The sequence below is a fragment of the Pseudomonas extremaustralis genome, assembly GCF_900102035.1.
Lineage (GTDB): Bacteria > Pseudomonadota > Gammaproteobacteria > Pseudomonadales > Pseudomonadaceae > Aquipseudomonas > Aquipseudomonas extremaustralis.
The window spans coordinates 2,616,536-2,631,619 of sequence record NZ_LT629689.1 but is presented as its reverse complement, the minus strand read 5'-3'; the positions used below and the strand labels follow the sequence as shown (position 1 = coordinate 2,631,619).

Below are 15,084 nucleotides of genomic sequence, written 5' to 3'. Positions count from 1 at the left end.
ACTATTGGATGAACAAGTTGATCGTTACGGGTGCGGCCAATGGAATTGGCCGGGCGACAGTGGAAAAAGCCATTCAAGCGGGTTACTTCGTTATTGCCGCCGATAAAGATGCTGAAGGCTTGCGCGCTCTGAACTCGCGTTATGGCGTGGATGTGTTGGAGACCCATGTTGCCGACTTCTCGGATAACGCCGTTATCAAAGGCTTTATTGCGCAGGTGTATGAACGCCACGCCACAGTTTATGGGCTGGTCAATAACGCCGGTATTTATCACGGTAAAAGTGTCTACGCCTATACCGACGAGCAGGTCGACGAAATCCTCAATGTGAACCTCAAGGCTTTGGTTTATCTGTCCAAGGATTTCGCCGAGCGGGAAATGAAACACGAAGCCCCGCGCAGCATCGTCAATATCGCTTCGGTTGCGGGCGAAGTGGGCAGCTGTGATGCCCTCTACGGGGCCACCAAGGCGGCGGTCATCGGCCTGACCAAAGCCAATGCCTGGAATTTCGCGCCGTTTGTGCGGGTGAACGCGGTGTCGCCGGCGCTGATCCACGAAACCGCCATCTACGACACCATTCCCGAGTACCGGCGTGCCGAGTACGCGCGCCAGGAAATCCTCAAAGACCCCATCCTGCCCAGTGGCGTAGCCGAGGTGATTGTGCTGCTGATCGGTGAAAGCTTGCGCCACATGACTGGCAAGGTCATTGCGGTCGACAACGGAGCCTATCCACGATGAGCCAGGCGCTGCGCAAGCATAAATTGCTGTTGGTGGGCGCCGGTAACCTGTGCCTGCAAATCCTGAAGATTCTCGCCCCGAAGAATGCGTTTGAATTTGTGGTGTTGGGCCGCGACGAAGAGTCGACCATTCGCTTGTGCAATCTGGTCGCGCTGTCATGTGCACAACTGGGGCAATACATTGCGATCAAGCCGGTGATCGCCGACTTGACGGACATCGCCAAGGTCACGCGGGTGCTGCGGGAAGAGGCGCCGGACATGCTGGTCAACTGCGCGTCGTTGCAGTCATGGCGGGTCATCACCGAGTTGCCCAAGCCGGCGTTCGAACAACTCGACCAGGCCCAGTTCGGTCCCTGGTTGCCCATGCACCTGACGCTGATGCACGGCTTGATGCAGGCGGTGAAGGCCTCGGGCATCGCGGCAATCACCGTGAATGCGGCCTTTCCCGATGCGGTCAACCCGATTCTGTCCAGGGTCGGCCTGGCGCCGGACATCGGTGTCGGCAATGTGGCCAACCTGATCCCCGCCGTGCGGTGTGCCATTGCCCGACTGTTGGAGTGCGCGCCCGTCGACGTGCAGGTGCGGCTGTATGCCCAGCATTTTTTCAGCCACTACGTCCCGCGTGGCGGGTTGCCCCCGCGAGCCAGCTACCGCTTGTTCTATGAGGTGAAGGACCGGCCGGTGCTGCCCCGCCTGCCTGCCGAGGCGATTTTCTCCACGGTGAGATCCGAGTTCCGGCGCCTGGGGGGTATCGATGGGCAGTTCCTCACCGCGTGCTCGGCGGTCACCGTCATCGAGGGGCTGTTTTCACCCACGCCGGTGCTGGCCCATGCGCCGGGGCCCCTTGGGCTTCCGGGCGGGTATCCGGTATCGCTGCGCGAGGGGCGGATCGACGTGCAGTTTTCCCCCGATTGCCCGCAGGACGAAGCGGTGCGTATCAACAGTATTTGCCAGAGCCAGGATGGCATCGACGAAATCCATTGCGATGGATCGGTCACGTACAACCCGCAATGCATGGCCGTCATGCAGGCGATGCTGGGGTATTCCAAGAAAACCATGGCCATCGAGCAGTCCGCCGAATTTGCCCATGAATTGGCGAGCAAGTACCGGTCTTTCAAACATTCAGCCTGGTAGGTAAGTGATGAATCTGATGTCGGTGCACAAGCACAACGAAGTCTGCAGTTATTCAGCGCAATACTCGGCCGATTTTGTCGAGCGTTGGGATGAGTTGATCGACTGGGAAAAAAGAAAGAAAGGCGAGAGCGGCTTTTTTGAACAGCTGCTGCGCGCGCACGGTGTGCGATCGGTCATCGATGTGTCGACGGGCAGTGGCTTCCATGCGGTCCAGTTCAAGGAGGCCGGGTTCGATGTTGTCGCCTCGGATGGCAGCAGCACGATGTTGACCAAGGCGCGGGCGAACTTTCGGCAACGCGGGTTGGAGATCGAGTCGCACTATTTGGATTGGCTGGAACTCGATCCGACCGTGCTCGGAGCATTCGACGCGGTGGTATGCCTGGGCAGTTCGCTGTGCCACGTATTCGACGGCCATGAACGATTGACGGTGCTGGAGAAGTTCAGGGCATTGCTCAAGCCGGGGGGGCTGCTGATTGTCGATCAACGTAATTTCTTTGCCATTCGCGCCGGTAAATTCAAATCCAGCGGCAATTACTACTACTGCGGTACGAACGCCTGCGTCAGCCTGGGGCAGGTCGATGAAGATCTGTGCGAGTTCATCTACTCCTTTGATAACGCTGAGCAGTACCGGTTGAAGGTGTATCCGTTGTTGCCGGGAGAATTGAAAGAAGAGGTGCTCGCCTGCGGATTTTCAGACCATGAAAGTTACGGCGACTTCCAACCTGACTACGACATGATGAATTGCGATTTCGTCATCCACACCGCGCGCGCGATTTGAGGGGGCATGATGAGCACACTTGTACAGAGCAATACCCGCGCGTTGGACAGTGTGGTGCTGGCGGTGGTGTTGACCGGCTTCGTGGCCAGCACCTACGGGTTCGGCGTTTACCTGTTCGCCAACCTGGTGGTGGACATGCGCCGCGACATCGGTTTTGGCTATACCACGGTGGGCGTGATCACCGGCGGCGCGCAGATCGGCTTCCTGCTGTTTTCATCGGTGACCAGTTATATCAGTCGCTTTTTCGAGGGCTGGAAAATCAGCCTGGTGTCCACGGTGATGACATCCCTGGCGCTGCTGGGGTTGAGTGTCAGCGACAACATCTGGTTGTCCGGGGCGCTCCTGATTTTGCTCGGCGGGTGTTCTGCGTCGGTGTATATCCCATTGGCGGAGATCGTCACCAAAGGCTTCAGCCCCGGCAATCGTTCGCGGGTCATGGGGCTGATTTCCAGCGGCACCAGCTATGGCGTATTTATCAACGGCTTGCTGGTCTCGTTTCTGACCTTGCACGGCGGCTGGCGCTCGATCTGGCTGTCGGCCGGCCTGATATCCGTGGCGCTGTGCGTGGCGGCCTGGTTTTTGTTGCGCAACCTGGATGCAGGCCAAGACCGCGGTTTTGCCGCAGAACGTTCGACATCGCTCGACAGCCACGCCCCGTGGCTCAGCCGTGCGTTGTACCTGACCTGGGCGATCGCCTTTCTGAACGGGATGGCGTTGCTGCCGTTCCAGACTTACCTCGCGCCTTTCCTTCGGGATGAGTTGGGGGTGTCGGTGCAGGACACCGGGTTTATCTGGACCACGATCGGCGCCGTGGGCATGGCCTCGGGCTTTCTGGTGGGGTGGATCGCCGACAAGATCGGGGTCAGGGCGTCGCTGGCGATGTGCTTTCTCAGTGCCGGGCTGGCCGCCGCGCTGGTGTTCAGTTTCAACAGCCTGCCGCTGTTCTACCTGGCGGCGTTTTTGTTTGCACTGGCGTTTTACCCGATCTTCGGCCTCGTCCCCAGTTATATCGGGCAAATCGTGCCGGTCAGCCGACTGACCCAGGCATTCGGTATCGCCAATGTACTGATCGGCCTGGGTGGGGTGTGCGGCAACTTCCTGGGCGGCTTTTCCAAAGACCTGACCGGGTCGTTCTCGACGGTTTATTGGGTCGTCGCGCTGCTGCTGTTTGTGCAATGCGTAATGGTGTTCATGTTGGGTAAACCGGCGGTGACAGAGGGGCAGCGCTCATGAGTTATTTTCCGGACAGTCCAGAACAGCCTCTGCATGCGTTTGCGTTCAGCCATTTGCGCGACGGTCACGCACGCCTGCGGCAAAAGCCGCTGGTCATCTGGTTGACGGGCATCTCCGCGGCCGGCAAGTCGACCATCGCCGATGCATTGGACAGGACCCTGCAGGCACAGGGACGGTTTACCAGCATCATCGACGGCGACTCGGTGCGTGGCGGGCTGTGTCGGGACCTGGGGTTCACCGACAGCGACCGCGATGAAAACATCCGGCGGGTCGCGGAAGTGGCGCGTCTGATGGTGGAGGCGGGGCTGATCGTGATCGTGGCGCTGATCTCGCCTTCGTCGGCCAGCCGGCACTGTGCGCGTTCCATTATCGGCAACGAGTATTTCGTCGAAGTGCACGTGGATGCCCCGTTGGAAACCGCCGAACAACGCGACCCCAAAGGCTTGTATAAAAAAGCCCGCGCCGGGCTTATCCCGCACTTCACCGGGATTGACTCCAACTATGACGTGCCTGTGTTTCCCGAAGTGCATGTCAACACCCAGGCCTTGACCGTCGAACAGTCCGTGGACGCCATTGTCGATTGGCTGGCTCGCCACGACGATCACACCTAGCCGTTGGTCTTTGCTCCGGGATGAGCCTGTCTGCAACTTCAGAAAACGCGGTAATCTGCGCCATCGTCGCATTACCGAGTTCTCTCAGGAGCAGGCATGACGCATTTTACGGGTACTGCAAAATCGATCCGACTGATTGGCGGGGCCCGGGTGTTGGACTTTATCAATACCACCAATGGCCGGCGCCCCGGCACCGCGCTCAAGGTAATAGAAGAACGGCTCACCAGTTTTCAGTTCTTCTTTGAATGGGCGTTACATGCCTCGCTGGTCTCGGCCCAAGAGTTCGACGTCTACAAGCCCATGGTGTTTGAGTCGCCTATTTCCTATCGCCCCGACCTGGACGCCATTATTGCGTTCAGGGAATGCCTGTACGCGGTGTTTTACCCGCTGTCATTGCACCAGGCTGCGCCGGATGAGGCATTGCAGCAGATCAACCACCGGTTCCAGCAGGGCGTTGCCTGGCGGGTGCTGCGTTCGGTTGACGGCAGGCCGACCTGGACCTGGAAACCCTGTACCAGCGCGCAGGAACTGACCGCCATGTTGATGGGGCGCCTGGCCATCGAGGCCACGCAATTGCTGGTATCCGATGCCCTTTCGAGTCTGCGGTGCTGCAGTTCCACCGATTGCGATTGGGTGTTTCTGGATATCTCCAAGAACAAACAGCGCAAATGGTGCCAGATGAGTGTGTGTGGCAGCCGCGAGAAGTTGAGCCGTCTCAAGCAGGTGGCCGGCCGGCCCTGAACGCCTGGACGGGCCGCGTACGTTCTTTTTGCAGGTCAGTGTCGGGTTCTAACCTCCTCATGCCGGGAAACATCGCAGCCTTACCAGAGCTGAGATTTTTTTGCCTGTTTCCTACACCTTCGCAGTGTTGATTGTTGAAGGATCAGGAACCGCTTCCGACAAATGCGCCACACAGGGGATAGCGGCTGGGCTTCGACGCTACGTTGGAGCGACATGCTGAACATCGCGCCCCCTGTAATGGAGAGACTTATGTCGGTATCGACGCTCGATACGCCTGTAAATACCTCATCGAATCCCAATCTGTCGCGGGCCAGCACCGCGCCTGAAGCCAAAGCCAAGGGGCCTGCGCCTGCCGCGCCTTCGTTCAATGGCCACAACGCGACCCACGTGAATTTCCAGACGCGGGATAACCACCGTGGTCCGGTATTCGGCAATCCCCAACCGGCAACGGCCCATCAGTGTCACGCCAATCACTACGGCGCGTCCGCGATGCCGGCCTTCCTGGATCTTTTCAAGCAGTGGCTGGGCCACTGGTTCGGCGGGCACCGTCCAACCCAGCGTCCGGGCTGCAGCAATCCACCGCCACGGCCGATGCCCGGGGCAAGCAACCCGCCACCACGGCCTTTTCCCACGATTGGCAGGCCGTATCCGACCGCGCCAGGCCGGCCTGATCAGCAGTATTCCTTGAAGAACAACGAAGACTTGGCCAGGCAGCTGCGTGACAACTTCAACGCCTTCATCGACCCCCGGAACCCAGGGCATGTGACCATCGACAGCATCCATGCCATGGCGGGAAAAAGCTGGTCCTCCAACCCTGTCATGAATGAAAACATCCGCCTGGCCAACGAGCTGCTGCGGCGTCCGGACCTCTTGAACGCTCTTGACCGGCACAGCACCACCGGCGCACTGGACGGTTTGATCAACCGGCAGAATGTGAACCTGGTCATCAGCGGAGAAAACTACTTCAAATACAAGACGGACAAGGAATTGGCCGCTGAGATGTACGAGCACTTCAATGAATTGAAGAGCACGCCTTGGCAGCGTGAGCTGAGCATCAGCGACCTGAGGAAGTTGGCCCGCCAGCCCCTGACCGGCGATTCTCCCCAGGATCACCTGATCCAATTGGCCCAGGAGATCCTCAAGCGCAGCGATGCGCTCAAACACATGGACCAAAACAACGACGGCCATATCGGCCGGGATACGCTGTACTGGCTTTCCCGCTGACCGACGCCCGGGCGCCGCGATCGGCTCGCGACGCCCGGGCCATACAGGTCAACCCCGCCGGCTTTGATCAAACCGCTCGTATTTCAGACTCCGAGTCAGGGCTTATCAATGACTTCAACCTCTTTTCAATCCCCTCACCCTGCCTGTCACGGTGCTTTTCGCAAGGCCCACGAAGGCGACTCGCCAGCCGCGAGCGGCATGGCTTTGCAAGCCTCCCTGGTCCCGTCGGATGTGCACCGGGCCGAAGCGCGTCGAATGAAGGCCTTCGCCGGCCAGCGCCAATTCCAGGCACCGGTCGCGGATGATTTTTCGCGGGGCATGCTCGCCGACGGGGCTTCGCCGGGAGGCGGCGGCAGTTCGCTCAAACCAAGCGGGCTGATCGACGGCCTGACAGCTTGGTGGCACCGCAAAGGGTGGGGTTGACCCCTGCGGTTGGCGGCGTTTTTTACATGCTGTCATGGGTATTCGTCGAGCCTCTGGAACTGGCGGTTTTATCCAACCACACAGGAGGTGCTTGCCTGAGTGAAGTCGATTCGACGAGTTCGGCCATCGTGCCGGCGATGACTCACTGGGTTTGTACCTGAAAAGCCTTGGAGAAAACCCATGACAATCGAGGGTCTACTACCTCACCGTCGGCCCCAGGTCCTGGACGGACCGCCCGAACAATCAACCGCACCATCCCCGGTCGCCCAGCCCGACGTTCGCGATGAGCACCGCGCTGCGCCCCCGGACGACCTGCCACGCAGGCCTTTGCTGTTGCGCGGAACATTATCCGTACTGCATCACCGGGCGTTGCAGAACCCACACGCCCCGCGCGCGAACCCTTTCGCGCCCGGGGCCACATCAATGGACAGCCACTTGGCGACGGCCCTGGAGAAATCCTTCGGCCTGTTGCACCCATTCCTCCACGAAGGGCGCTTGACCTGGTCGGCATTGCAGCGGGTGGCCGCAGAGCCCATGGGGCAAAGCGAAGAGTTGGATCGAACGATCCTGGTGGTCAGGGAAATACTCAAGCGCCCGCGCCTGAGTGACGCGATCCTGAGCCGCGATGGCGATATCACCCGCGACAGCCTCAGCGCGGCGGCGTCGGCGCTGCCGGGTAACAGCTCGCCGAGCGTGTTCAGCCAGGACCCGTTTCATGCCCAGGGTAATGCCCAGGTGGTTCAGGCGTTGCAAGGCCAGTTCGAGCACTTGAGGGACAAGGCCCAGGATCGGACGTTTCTCTTCGAACAGCACCAGTACCTGGAAATCGCCAAGCTCAAGGCCGTCATGCAGGACCCGTATGACGTCGATCGGCAGGGCACCCCCGTACTCGATCCAGCTACCGGCATGCCCCGGCCCAAGTACAGCGAACTGTGTGTCTACACGGCGAAGAACATCCTGGAACGCCCAGGGTTGCTGCCGTCATTGGAGCGTGCGAATGGCACGCGACTGTTCGGTCCGCCCCACAAGCAAGGCTGGCTCAACAACAAAAGCCTCGAGCGTTGGCTGGAACAGGACGAGGCGCGCAAGGCGCGCTGAACGCCTTGCCTAAACCTTTAGCACTTTGCCGCTGACGGCCACTGCCGCCAGCAACACCGCGATCAGCACAAAGGCGGTGCTCAGGCTGCTGCCGTGGGCGATAAAACCGATCACGGCAGGGCCGGCAAGAATGCCGGCATACCCCAGGGTGGTGATGGCCGGCACGGCAATATGTTCCGGCATGACCTGTTGCTTGCCGACGGCGGAATACAGCACCGGCACGATATTCGAACAACCGGCGCCCACCAATGCGTACCCCAGCAGCGCGGTTTCCCAGGCCGGGAGCAGGGTCGCCAGCAACAGGCCGGCGGTGGCCAGCGTGCCGCCGATCACGATCACGCGAGTCGCGCCCAGGCGCCTGACGATGGCATCACCGGTCAGGCGCCCGGCGGTCATGGTCAGGGCGAACGCGGCATAGCCGAGGCCGGCATAGGCTTCGTCCAGGCCGCGTTCGGCGCTGAGGAACACTGCGCTCCAGTCGAGCACCGCGCCTTCGGCCAGGAACACGACAAAACACAGGCAACCGATAAACAGCACCACGCCATGGGGGATCGCAAAGGCCGGCCCTGAACTTTCACTGCCGTACGGCAGCAGATGGGGCGCGGCCTTGAGCAGCGCCGCCAGGGTCACGGCGATCACCACCAGGATCGCTTGCAGCGGCGACAGGCCCAGCCCCAGCAGCGCCGAAACGCCCGCCGCGCCGACGATCCCTCCCAGGCTGAACAACCCATGAAAGCCGGACATCATGGTCTTGCCGCTGGCCCGCTCAACGATCACCGCCTGCAAGTTGACCGTGGAATCCACCGTGCCCAGGCCGGCCCCGAACAGGAACAACCCAGCCATCAGCCAGGGCACCGAACTGACCGTGGCCAGCATCGGCAGGGCCAGGCAGATCAGGAGCGTCCCGCCGCTCAGCACACGCCGGCAACCATAGCGCGAGGCCAACGCCCCGGCCGCCGGCATGGCAATGATCGACCCCACCCCCAGACACAACAGCAACAGGCCCAGGGTGCCTTCGCTCAGGTTCGCGCGCGCCTTGGCATAGGGCACCAAGGGCGCCCACGCGGCAATGCTGAAGCCGGCGATGAAAAACGCGATACGAGTCGACATTTGCTCCAGCCGTCCGGGAACCACGGGGGCGGAAGTGGGGATGGCAGTCATGAAAAATCCTTGGTCTGGCGTTCAACGAACGATGTCCGGCGCGACATCCTTGCACATCAGCCCCGGGTGAGCGAGCCGGGTTCCCTGGGGATCGGCGGCTCCGAAGTTTATTTTTACAAACACGGAACGCCTGGGACGTTGCCAGCCACACAGGGGTTATCGTTTCCGTAGGAGGCGGTCTGGAAGGTGTGTAATCCCTGTGGGAACTGATGAACCCCAGGCTTCTCGCGGTGGATTACCACCTTCCAGGCCGCCTCCCACCGTCGTAGTGTTCTGTAATACATTGCTGAGCTTATAGGCAGGCAATCAGGCGGACGAACCGATGGACACGTACAGGCAGGTGGCGGCATGACCCTGTTCTACGATGCGCGGGGCAATATCTACGGGGTGGTCAGCCCGGCGTTTTTACGCACGCGTGGCATTGATGTGCCCATCAGCGCTGCCGACGCGGCGCGTGCGCGCATGGCGTGGGCCGCGTCGGCTATCGCCAGCGAATGTGAGTGGGGCCCATCGCCACGCCCTGCGCAGGCCAAGGCTCACCGCTGCGATGGGCTGCTGGTCGGACCGTTCCAGGCCGAGCCACCGTTTGACCTGTTGATCGTCAACACCGATGGCTCCCTGGCCGAGCGCAGTGGCAACGGCCTGACGATTTTTGCCCAGGCGCTCACCGACCAGGGCTTGATGCACGCGGCCTGTGAGCTGCGGGTGCATCACGACAAGGCGGACGCGCTGTCACCGGTGGCGACGCGGGTCGAGCCTGCTGTCCATGAACACCTCGCGGGATTTTGGCTGGCATTGGGGCTGCCTGCGTTCGGGCCCTCGGCGGTGGGTGCGCAGGACGTTGGCCGGACCTCGCTGGGCGCCACTGAATTGAGCCACGTGCGTGAACTGGCGGCGATCGACCCGCAGTGGGCGCACAGTCAGTTCGTGCGAATTGGCAATCCCCATTGTGTGACCCTGGTGGAGCAGGTGTCGGCGTTGCCGGACAACCTGCGGATGCAGCAACCGACGCTATTCGAGCCACTCAAGGCGATTGCCTTCGCGCCCCCGGCGGGGGACGGTCGCCCCCTGTGCGGCCGGCGTCAATCTGCAATGGGCGGCGCGGCAGTCCGACAATCGCGTGATCGCACGGGTATTCGAGCGGGGCGAGGGGCCCACCGCGTCCTCTGGCACCAGCGCCAGCGCCGTGGCTTGTGCGGCGTGGCGTGCGGGCTGGGTCCAGGGCGGCGATGTCGCGGTAGTAATGCCCGGTGGCACCGCGCCGGTACGTTTGCAGGTTCAGGCCGACACGCTGCTGAGTGTCAGCCTGTTCGGCACGGCCCGGCGGCAGGCGTAGGGTGTTTTACACAAACTCCACCCGCGCCGGCTGGCGTTTCATCAACACTTTGCCGTGGCGAATCGAGTACAGCGGCAGGCCCTGGCTGCGAATCACCTCGTAGTCGCTGTCCGCCGAAAGGATCAGCAGGTTCGCCGGTCTTCCAGGCTCCAGGCCGTAGCGATCACCCAGGGCCATGGCCTTGGCGCTGTTGTCGGTCACCAGGTCAAGGGCGCTCTGCAGGTTGCGGTAGCCGAGCATATGGCAGATGTGCAGACCGGCTTCCAGCACCCGCAGGATGTTGCCGTTGCCCAGGGGGTACCAGGGATCGACGATGGAATCCTGGCCGAAGCACACGTTCATGCCGGCCTCCAGCAGCTCGTTGACGCGGGTGACGCCACGGCGTTTCGGGAATGAGTCGAAGCGACCTTGCAGGTGAATGCTTTCGGTCGGGCAAGAGACGAAGCTGATCCCCGAGTGCCCGAGCAGGCGAAAGAGTTTGGCGCAGTAGGCGTTGTCGTAGGAACCCATGGCCGTGGTGTGGCTGGCGGTGACGCGGGCGCCCATGTCGCGGCTGCGGGCTTCTTCGGCCAGCACTTCGAGAAAGCGCGAGTGCGGGTCGTCGGTTTCGTCGCAGTGCACGTCCACCAGGCAGCCGGTGCGCTCGGCCAGGTCCATGAGGAACTTCACCGAACTCACGCCCTGGTCGCGGGTGTATTCGAAGTGGGGGATGCCACCGACCACGTCGGCGCCCAGGCGGATGGCTTCTTCCATCAACTGGCGGCCATTGCGATAGGACTCGATGCCTTCCTGGGGAAACGCGACGATTTGCAGGTCGATCAGGTGCGTGCTTTCCTCGCGCACTTCGAGCATGGCCTTGAGCGCGGTGAGGTCCGGATCGGTCACGTCCACGTGGGTGCGGACATGCTGGATGCCATGGGCGGCGAGGGCCTGGATGGTCTTTTTGGCGCGGGTCTTGGTGTCTGCCTGGGTGATGGTGGCCTTGCGTTCGCCCCAGCATTCGATGCCTTCGAACAGCGTGCCGCTCATGTTCCAGCGCGGTTCGCCGGCGGTGAGGGTGGCGTCGAGGTGGATGTGCGGTTCGACAAAGGGTGGGATCACCAGGTTGCCGGCCGCGTCCAGGTCGCCGGGCGCCAATGCGGGCGCTGTCGTTTGGGGCGTGATGCTGGCGATCCGGCCGTGTTCCAGGTGCAGATCATGCAGGCCTTCACGGTTGCGCAGGCGGGCGTTGATGATGTGCATGGGCAAGTTCCTCTTGGCTAAAGACAGTCAGGCAGACAGCCGCCAGATCATCAGGGCGATACCGATGTCCAGGCGGTTATAAGCGTTATCCAGCGTCAGGCCGCACAGGGCTTCGATGCGCTGGATGCGATGGGTCAGGGTATTGCGGTGTACGGCCAGGCGTTGGGCGGCGGCCACAAGGTTACCATTCTCGTGAAACCAGGCTTCCAGCGTCGGCATCAGGCTCGGGCCATGGTGCCGGTCGTGGCGCAGCAGCGGGCCCAGGCGTTCATTGAGAAACTGGTCGAGCAGGGCGCGATCGCGCACACCGCTGAGCAGCTTGAGCACGCCCAGTTCGTCATACACGCACAGCCCGGCGCGTTCGCTGAAACGTCGTGCGGCGGTCAACGCCTGGCGGGCTTCATCCTGCGCCTGGGCCAAGCGCATGGGCGGATGCGCGGCGGCGCTCAAGCCAATAAACAATTTAAGCGGCGCCAGGCGCAGGTTGAGCGGGTTCAACCAACTGGCCAGTTGCTGACGGTTGGCCAGGGCCGCGACGGCATCCGGGGCCGGCAGCAGCAGGGTCCATTGCCCGGCCCGTCCGAGTACCGGCAACACGCTCGACAGCTGGCGCAGGCGCCGACTGATGTTGTCGTGTTGTCGGGCCAGTTGGGCCTCCACCTGCGCCGCGTCGTCTTGGGCAAACAGCAACTCACTGCCTTCCAATTGCAGTTGGGCGACCTGCCAATGCCCACCCAGCGCCAGGCCCAATTGCGCGGCGCGGTGCAGCAGCAGGTCCAGGGACTGGTAGTCGCCGGTCAGCAAACGCTCCAGCACATCGTGCCGCGAGCGTCCCAGTTGCTCGGACTGGATCAACGCCGAACCGATCGCCTGGGTCACCAGCACCATTTTCAGCGAGTAGGGCTGTTCGATCAGCGGCATGCCGGCGGCTTCGGCGGCATCCAGCAGGCGTGGGGGAATCGCCTGGATATACGCCGGCCCCGTCAGGATCACCAGGCCGGCGACCTGGCGCTGGCAGGCTTCGTCCAGCAGTTGCAGGAGGTTGGCCTCATCCCGCGGGTGGTTGATACCGGTGACGAACACCAGTTCACCCCCCAGCACCCACTCGGCGATCCCAGTGTTTTCCGCCACGTACGGCCAGCGCACGCTGTTATCCAGGCCCGCTGCGCCGGCGCGCAGGCGCATGGATTCCAGGCCCTGCAAGGCCAGTACGTCGGCAATGGTCAGGCTCATGCCTGGGCGTCAGCCAGTGGCGCGCGGATGCGTAGGGCTGCGGTCAGCGCGATGTAGGTCAACGATGCGGCGACGATACCCACCAACGGCGCGACCCACGGCGAATTGAACGCCAGCACGGTGCCCACCGCATACGCCACCAGCCCCGGCCAGTTGAACGCCGGCAGACGCGCATCGGCCAGGCGTGGGTACTGGCCGCGATAGCGGTAGAAGAAGTCCGCCATGATCACCCCGCCAATCGGCGGAATCACCGTGCCCAGCAGGATCAGGTATGGCACCAGCATGTCGTACATGCCCAGTAAGGCGAGCAGGGTGCCGATCACTGCGCCGCCGAGGGTCACGGTCTTGCGGCGTTTGGTGCGCAGTAGGTTGCAGCCGGCCACCGCGAAGTTGTAGATGGTGTTGTCCTGGGTGCTCCAGATATTGAGCAGCAACATGGCCATGGCTGCCATGGCGAAGCCTTGCAACAGCAATACTTCCACCACGTCGGGCTGCTGATAGACGATGGCGCCATAGGCCCCGATCAGCACCATCAGACCATTGCCGACAAAGAAGCCGATCAGGCTGGCCAGCACCGCGACCCTGGCCGAGCGGGAAAACCGCGTCCAGTTGGTCGCCTGCGTCGCGCCGCTGACAAAGGTGCCGAACACCAGGGTAATCGCGGTGGACAAATCCAGCTCAGCGCTCGGCGCCACCGCCAGCAGCCCCTGCAGTCCGCCGACCTTGGCCGTTGCCACCCACATTGATAGAAACAACAGCAGGCCCATGGCCGGCACCGCGATGTAGGACAGGATCTCCAACCCGCGATAACCCACGTAGGCCGTGGCGCAAAACAACAAGCCGAACAGCACCATCAACACCAGTACGCTGCCCTGGCTCAGCTCGAAATATTTGCCGATGACCACGGCGGCGGTGGCGGTGCCCCAGGCGTACCAGCCGATCTGGGTGAAGCCGAGGATCAAATCACTGAGCTTGCTGCCCACTTCGCCAAAGCAGAAGCGCCCCATCAGCACCGAATTCAAGCCGCTCTTGAACGCGATGTAGCCCAGGCCCGCCGCGTAGATACCCAGCAACAGGTTGCCCAGGGCCACCACGCCAAGCATGTCGATGAAACTGAACGCCACTCCCAGCTTGCCGCCGGCAAACATGGTGGCGGTAAAAAAGGTAAAGCCCAGCAGCACCATGGCGGTGGACGCCAGGCCTTTGCGCGCGTGCATGGGGACTTCGCTTAAGGGGTAGTCGTTGCCCGGATCTTGCTGCGTCATGTGCCTTGCTCCCTGAATGAGTGACGCAGGCCTATTGCACCGCGCGTGCCAAATCGGCGGCAGTGACGTGCGCACGGTCAGCGTTGTGCATGGTGCACAGTATTTATAGCCAAACAGCGGAAAAACGTCGGCGCAGGTGTTCGCAGTGCCCAATGGGGCACGAAAGCGGTGCAGCGGTGATACAAAGTGGATCAGTCGAACAGCGTGTGGGTGATTTCGCCGCGATGAAAGGCAAAGGCCGCTTCCAGATCGCTTTCGATGGTGCGCCCACGGGACAGCGGCGGCAGGTCATCCAGCGAGAAAAAACCGACGTCGGTGGTCTCGAACCCGGCCATGGGGGCCGCGTGGTCCGTTCGCTCACAGAGGAAATACAACTTGTAGAAGTCCCGCACATCCGGCCGGTACAAGCCTTTGGCCTTGTGGGTCACGCTGTAGAGGGCGCGCGCGGTTACCGTCAGCCCGGCTTCCTCGCGAATCTCCTTGACGATGTTTTCCGCCGCCGACAAACCGATATCGGCATAACCCCCCGGCAACGCCCAGCAGCCATCGGTGGCCTCGCGCACCAGCAGAATCCGCTCGCCTTCGATAACCGCACCGCGCACGTCGAGCATCGGGGTCGAATAGCGTTGCGCGAAATCCGGAACCAGCCCGGTGATGCGCTCCAGCGGCACGTTGCCCAGTTGCGCCAGCATGCTGTGGGCAATCTCGGCAATTTCTTTCAGGCGTTCACGCTCGAAATCGTCGGTGCAAAAGTGCAGCCCCGTAGAGGCCAACGCTTGCAAGCGCTTGGCCTGGGCCAGCCAGGTGTTTTCCATGGGAACCTCATGGGTGGGCCAGTGGTGTGCTGAGCGAAGGGTGCAATGGCGACCATA

General features: G+C 62.0%; 14 protein-coding genes and 1 pseudogene. 10 read left to right on the top strand and 5 right to left on the bottom strand.

The genetic code is table 11. The features are described from left to right. Positions 1-8: 8 nt before the first annotated feature. From BLR63_RS11970 to BLR63_RS11930, 9 genes are all read left to right on the top strand, one after another. A complete protein-coding gene (locus tag BLR63_RS11970; RefSeq protein ID WP_010566093.1) occupies positions 9-734 on the top strand; it encodes an SDR family NAD(P)-dependent oxidoreductase in 726 nt (241 codons plus the stop codon). Then, positions 731-1,867 (top strand): nucleoside-diphosphate sugar epimerase/dehydratase, encoded by a 1,137-nt coding sequence (locus BLR63_RS11965; protein WP_010566092.1) that lies wholly within the window; start codon positions 731-733, stop codon positions 1,865-1,867. The genes BLR63_RS11970 and BLR63_RS11965 overlap by 4 nt, the downstream gene beginning before the upstream one ends. Positions 1,868-1,874: 7 nt before the next feature. Next, positions 1,875-2,645 (top strand): class I SAM-dependent methyltransferase, encoded by a 771-nt coding sequence (locus tag BLR63_RS11960; protein ID WP_010566091.1) that lies wholly within the window; start codon positions 1,875-1,877, stop codon positions 2,643-2,645. Positions 2,646-2,654: 9 nt separating this feature from the next. Continuing rightward, positions 2,655-3,878 (top strand): MFS transporter, encoded by a 1,224-nt coding sequence (locus BLR63_RS11955; RefSeq protein WP_010566090.1) that lies wholly within the window; start codon positions 2,655-2,657, stop codon positions 3,876-3,878. Further along, a complete protein-coding gene (gene cysC / locus BLR63_RS11950) occupies positions 3,875-4,489 on the top strand; it encodes an adenylyl-sulfate kinase (protein ID WP_010566089.1) in 615 nt (204 codons plus the stop codon). The genes BLR63_RS11955 and cysC overlap by 4 nt, the downstream gene beginning before the upstream one ends. A gap of 96 nt (positions 4,490-4,585) precedes the next feature. Continuing rightward, a complete protein-coding gene (locus BLR63_RS11945; protein ID WP_010566088.1) occupies positions 4,586-5,230 on the top strand; it encodes a CGNR zinc finger domain-containing protein in 645 nt (214 codons plus the stop codon). Between the two features lie 249 nt (positions 5,231-5,479). Further along, on the top strand, positions 5,480-6,454 hold the full coding sequence (locus tag BLR63_RS31640) for a hypothetical protein (protein WP_010566087.1): 975 nt from the start codon (positions 5,480-5,482) through the stop codon (positions 6,452-6,454). Between the two features lie 198 nt (positions 6,455-6,652). After that, positions 6,653-6,877 (top strand): hypothetical protein, encoded by a 225-nt coding sequence (locus BLR63_RS11935; protein WP_010566086.1) that lies wholly within the window; start codon positions 6,653-6,655, stop codon positions 6,875-6,877. A 423-nt stretch (positions 6,878-7,300) separates the two neighbouring features. Then, positions 7,301-7,975 (top strand): hypothetical protein, encoded by a 675-nt coding sequence (locus tag BLR63_RS11930; RefSeq protein ID WP_010566085.1) that lies wholly within the window; start codon positions 7,301-7,303, stop codon positions 7,973-7,975. A 9-nt stretch (positions 7,976-7,984) separates the two neighbouring features. Here the strand turns inward: BLR63_RS11930 and BLR63_RS11925 are convergent, their stop codons facing one another. Beyond that, the gene (locus tag BLR63_RS11925) at positions 7,985-9,136 is read right to left on the bottom strand and encodes an MFS transporter (protein WP_042947084.1); all 1,152 of its coding nucleotides are present in this window, start codon (positions 9,134-9,136) and stop codon (positions 7,985-7,987) included. A gap of 348 nt (positions 9,137-9,484) precedes the next feature. Here BLR63_RS11925 and BLR63_RS11920 point away from each other — a divergent pair. Beyond that, positions 9,485-10,472: pseudogene (locus BLR63_RS11920) on the top strand (diaminopimelate epimerase). 6 nt (positions 10,473-10,478) lie between these two features. Here BLR63_RS11920 and codA read toward each other — a convergent pair. The 4 genes from codA to BLR63_RS11900 form a co-directional block, all read right to left on the bottom strand. Beyond that, positions 10,479-11,714 (bottom strand): cytosine deaminase, encoded by a 1,236-nt coding sequence (gene codA / locus BLR63_RS11915; protein ID WP_010566081.1) that lies wholly within the window; start codon positions 11,712-11,714, stop codon positions 10,479-10,481. 27 nt (positions 11,715-11,741) lie between these two features. Next, positions 11,742-12,947, bottom strand: coding sequence for a PucR family transcriptional regulator (locus BLR63_RS11910; protein WP_010566080.1), 1,206 nt, complete (start codon positions 12,945-12,947; stop codon positions 11,742-11,744). Beyond that, the gene (gene codB / locus BLR63_RS11905; protein ID WP_010566079.1) at positions 12,944-14,212 is read right to left on the bottom strand and encodes a cytosine permease; all 1,269 of its coding nucleotides are present in this window, start codon (positions 14,210-14,212) and stop codon (positions 12,944-12,946) included. The genes BLR63_RS11910 and codB overlap by 4 nt, the downstream gene beginning before the upstream one ends. Before the next feature lie 191 nt (positions 14,213-14,403). After that, positions 14,404-15,027, bottom strand: coding sequence for an NUDIX hydrolase (locus BLR63_RS11900; RefSeq protein ID WP_010566078.1), 624 nt, complete (start codon positions 15,025-15,027; stop codon positions 14,404-14,406). Positions 15,028-15,084: the final 57 nt, after the last annotated feature.

Bases quoted from the DNA above. Each gene is read 5' to 3' on its own strand.
- BLR63_RS11965 (WP_010566092.1), top strand. From the start codon at position 731: ATGAGCCAGGCGCTGCGCAAGCATAAATTGCTGTTGGTGGGCGCCGGT.
- cysC (WP_010566089.1), top strand. From the start codon at position 3,875: ATGAGTTATTTTCCGGACAGTCCAGAACAGCCTCTGCATGCGTTTGCG.
- BLR63_RS11960 (WP_010566091.1), top strand. From the start codon at position 1,875: ATGAATCTGATGTCGGTGCACAAGCACAACGAAGTCTGCAGTTATTCA.
- codB (WP_010566079.1), bottom strand. From the start codon at position 14,212: ATGACGCAGCAAGATCCGGGCAACGACTACCCCTTAAGCGAAGTCCCC.
- BLR63_RS11970 (WP_010566093.1), top strand. From the start codon at position 9: ATGAACAAGTTGATCGTTACGGGTGCGGCCAATGGAATTGGCCGGGCG.
- codA (WP_010566081.1), bottom strand. From the start codon at position 11,714: ATGCACATCATCAACGCCCGCCTGCGCAACCGTGAAGGCCTGCATGAT.
- BLR63_RS11935 (WP_010566086.1), top strand. From the start codon at position 6,653: ATGGCTTTGCAAGCCTCCCTGGTCCCGTCGGATGTGCACCGGGCCGAA.
- BLR63_RS31640 (WP_010566087.1), top strand. From the start codon at position 5,480: ATGTCGGTATCGACGCTCGATACGCCTGTAAATACCTCATCGAATCCC.
- BLR63_RS11945 (WP_010566088.1), top strand. From the start codon at position 4,586: ATGACGCATTTTACGGGTACTGCAAAATCGATCCGACTGATTGGCGGG.
- BLR63_RS11930 (WP_010566085.1), top strand. From the start codon at position 7,301: ATGGACAGCCACTTGGCGACGGCCCTGGAGAAATCCTTCGGCCTGTTG.
- BLR63_RS11955 (WP_010566090.1), top strand. From the start codon at position 2,655: ATGAGCACACTTGTACAGAGCAATACCCGCGCGTTGGACAGTGTGGTG.
- BLR63_RS11925 (WP_042947084.1), bottom strand. From the start codon at position 9,136: ATGACTGCCATCCCCACTTCCGCCCCCGTGGTTCCCGGACGGCTGGAG.
- BLR63_RS11910 (WP_010566080.1), bottom strand. From the start codon at position 12,947: ATGAGCCTGACCATTGCCGACGTACTGGCCTTGCAGGGCCTGGAATCC.
- BLR63_RS11900 (WP_010566078.1), bottom strand. From the start codon at position 15,027: ATGGAAAACACCTGGCTGGCCCAGGCCAAGCGCTTGCAAGCGTTGGCC.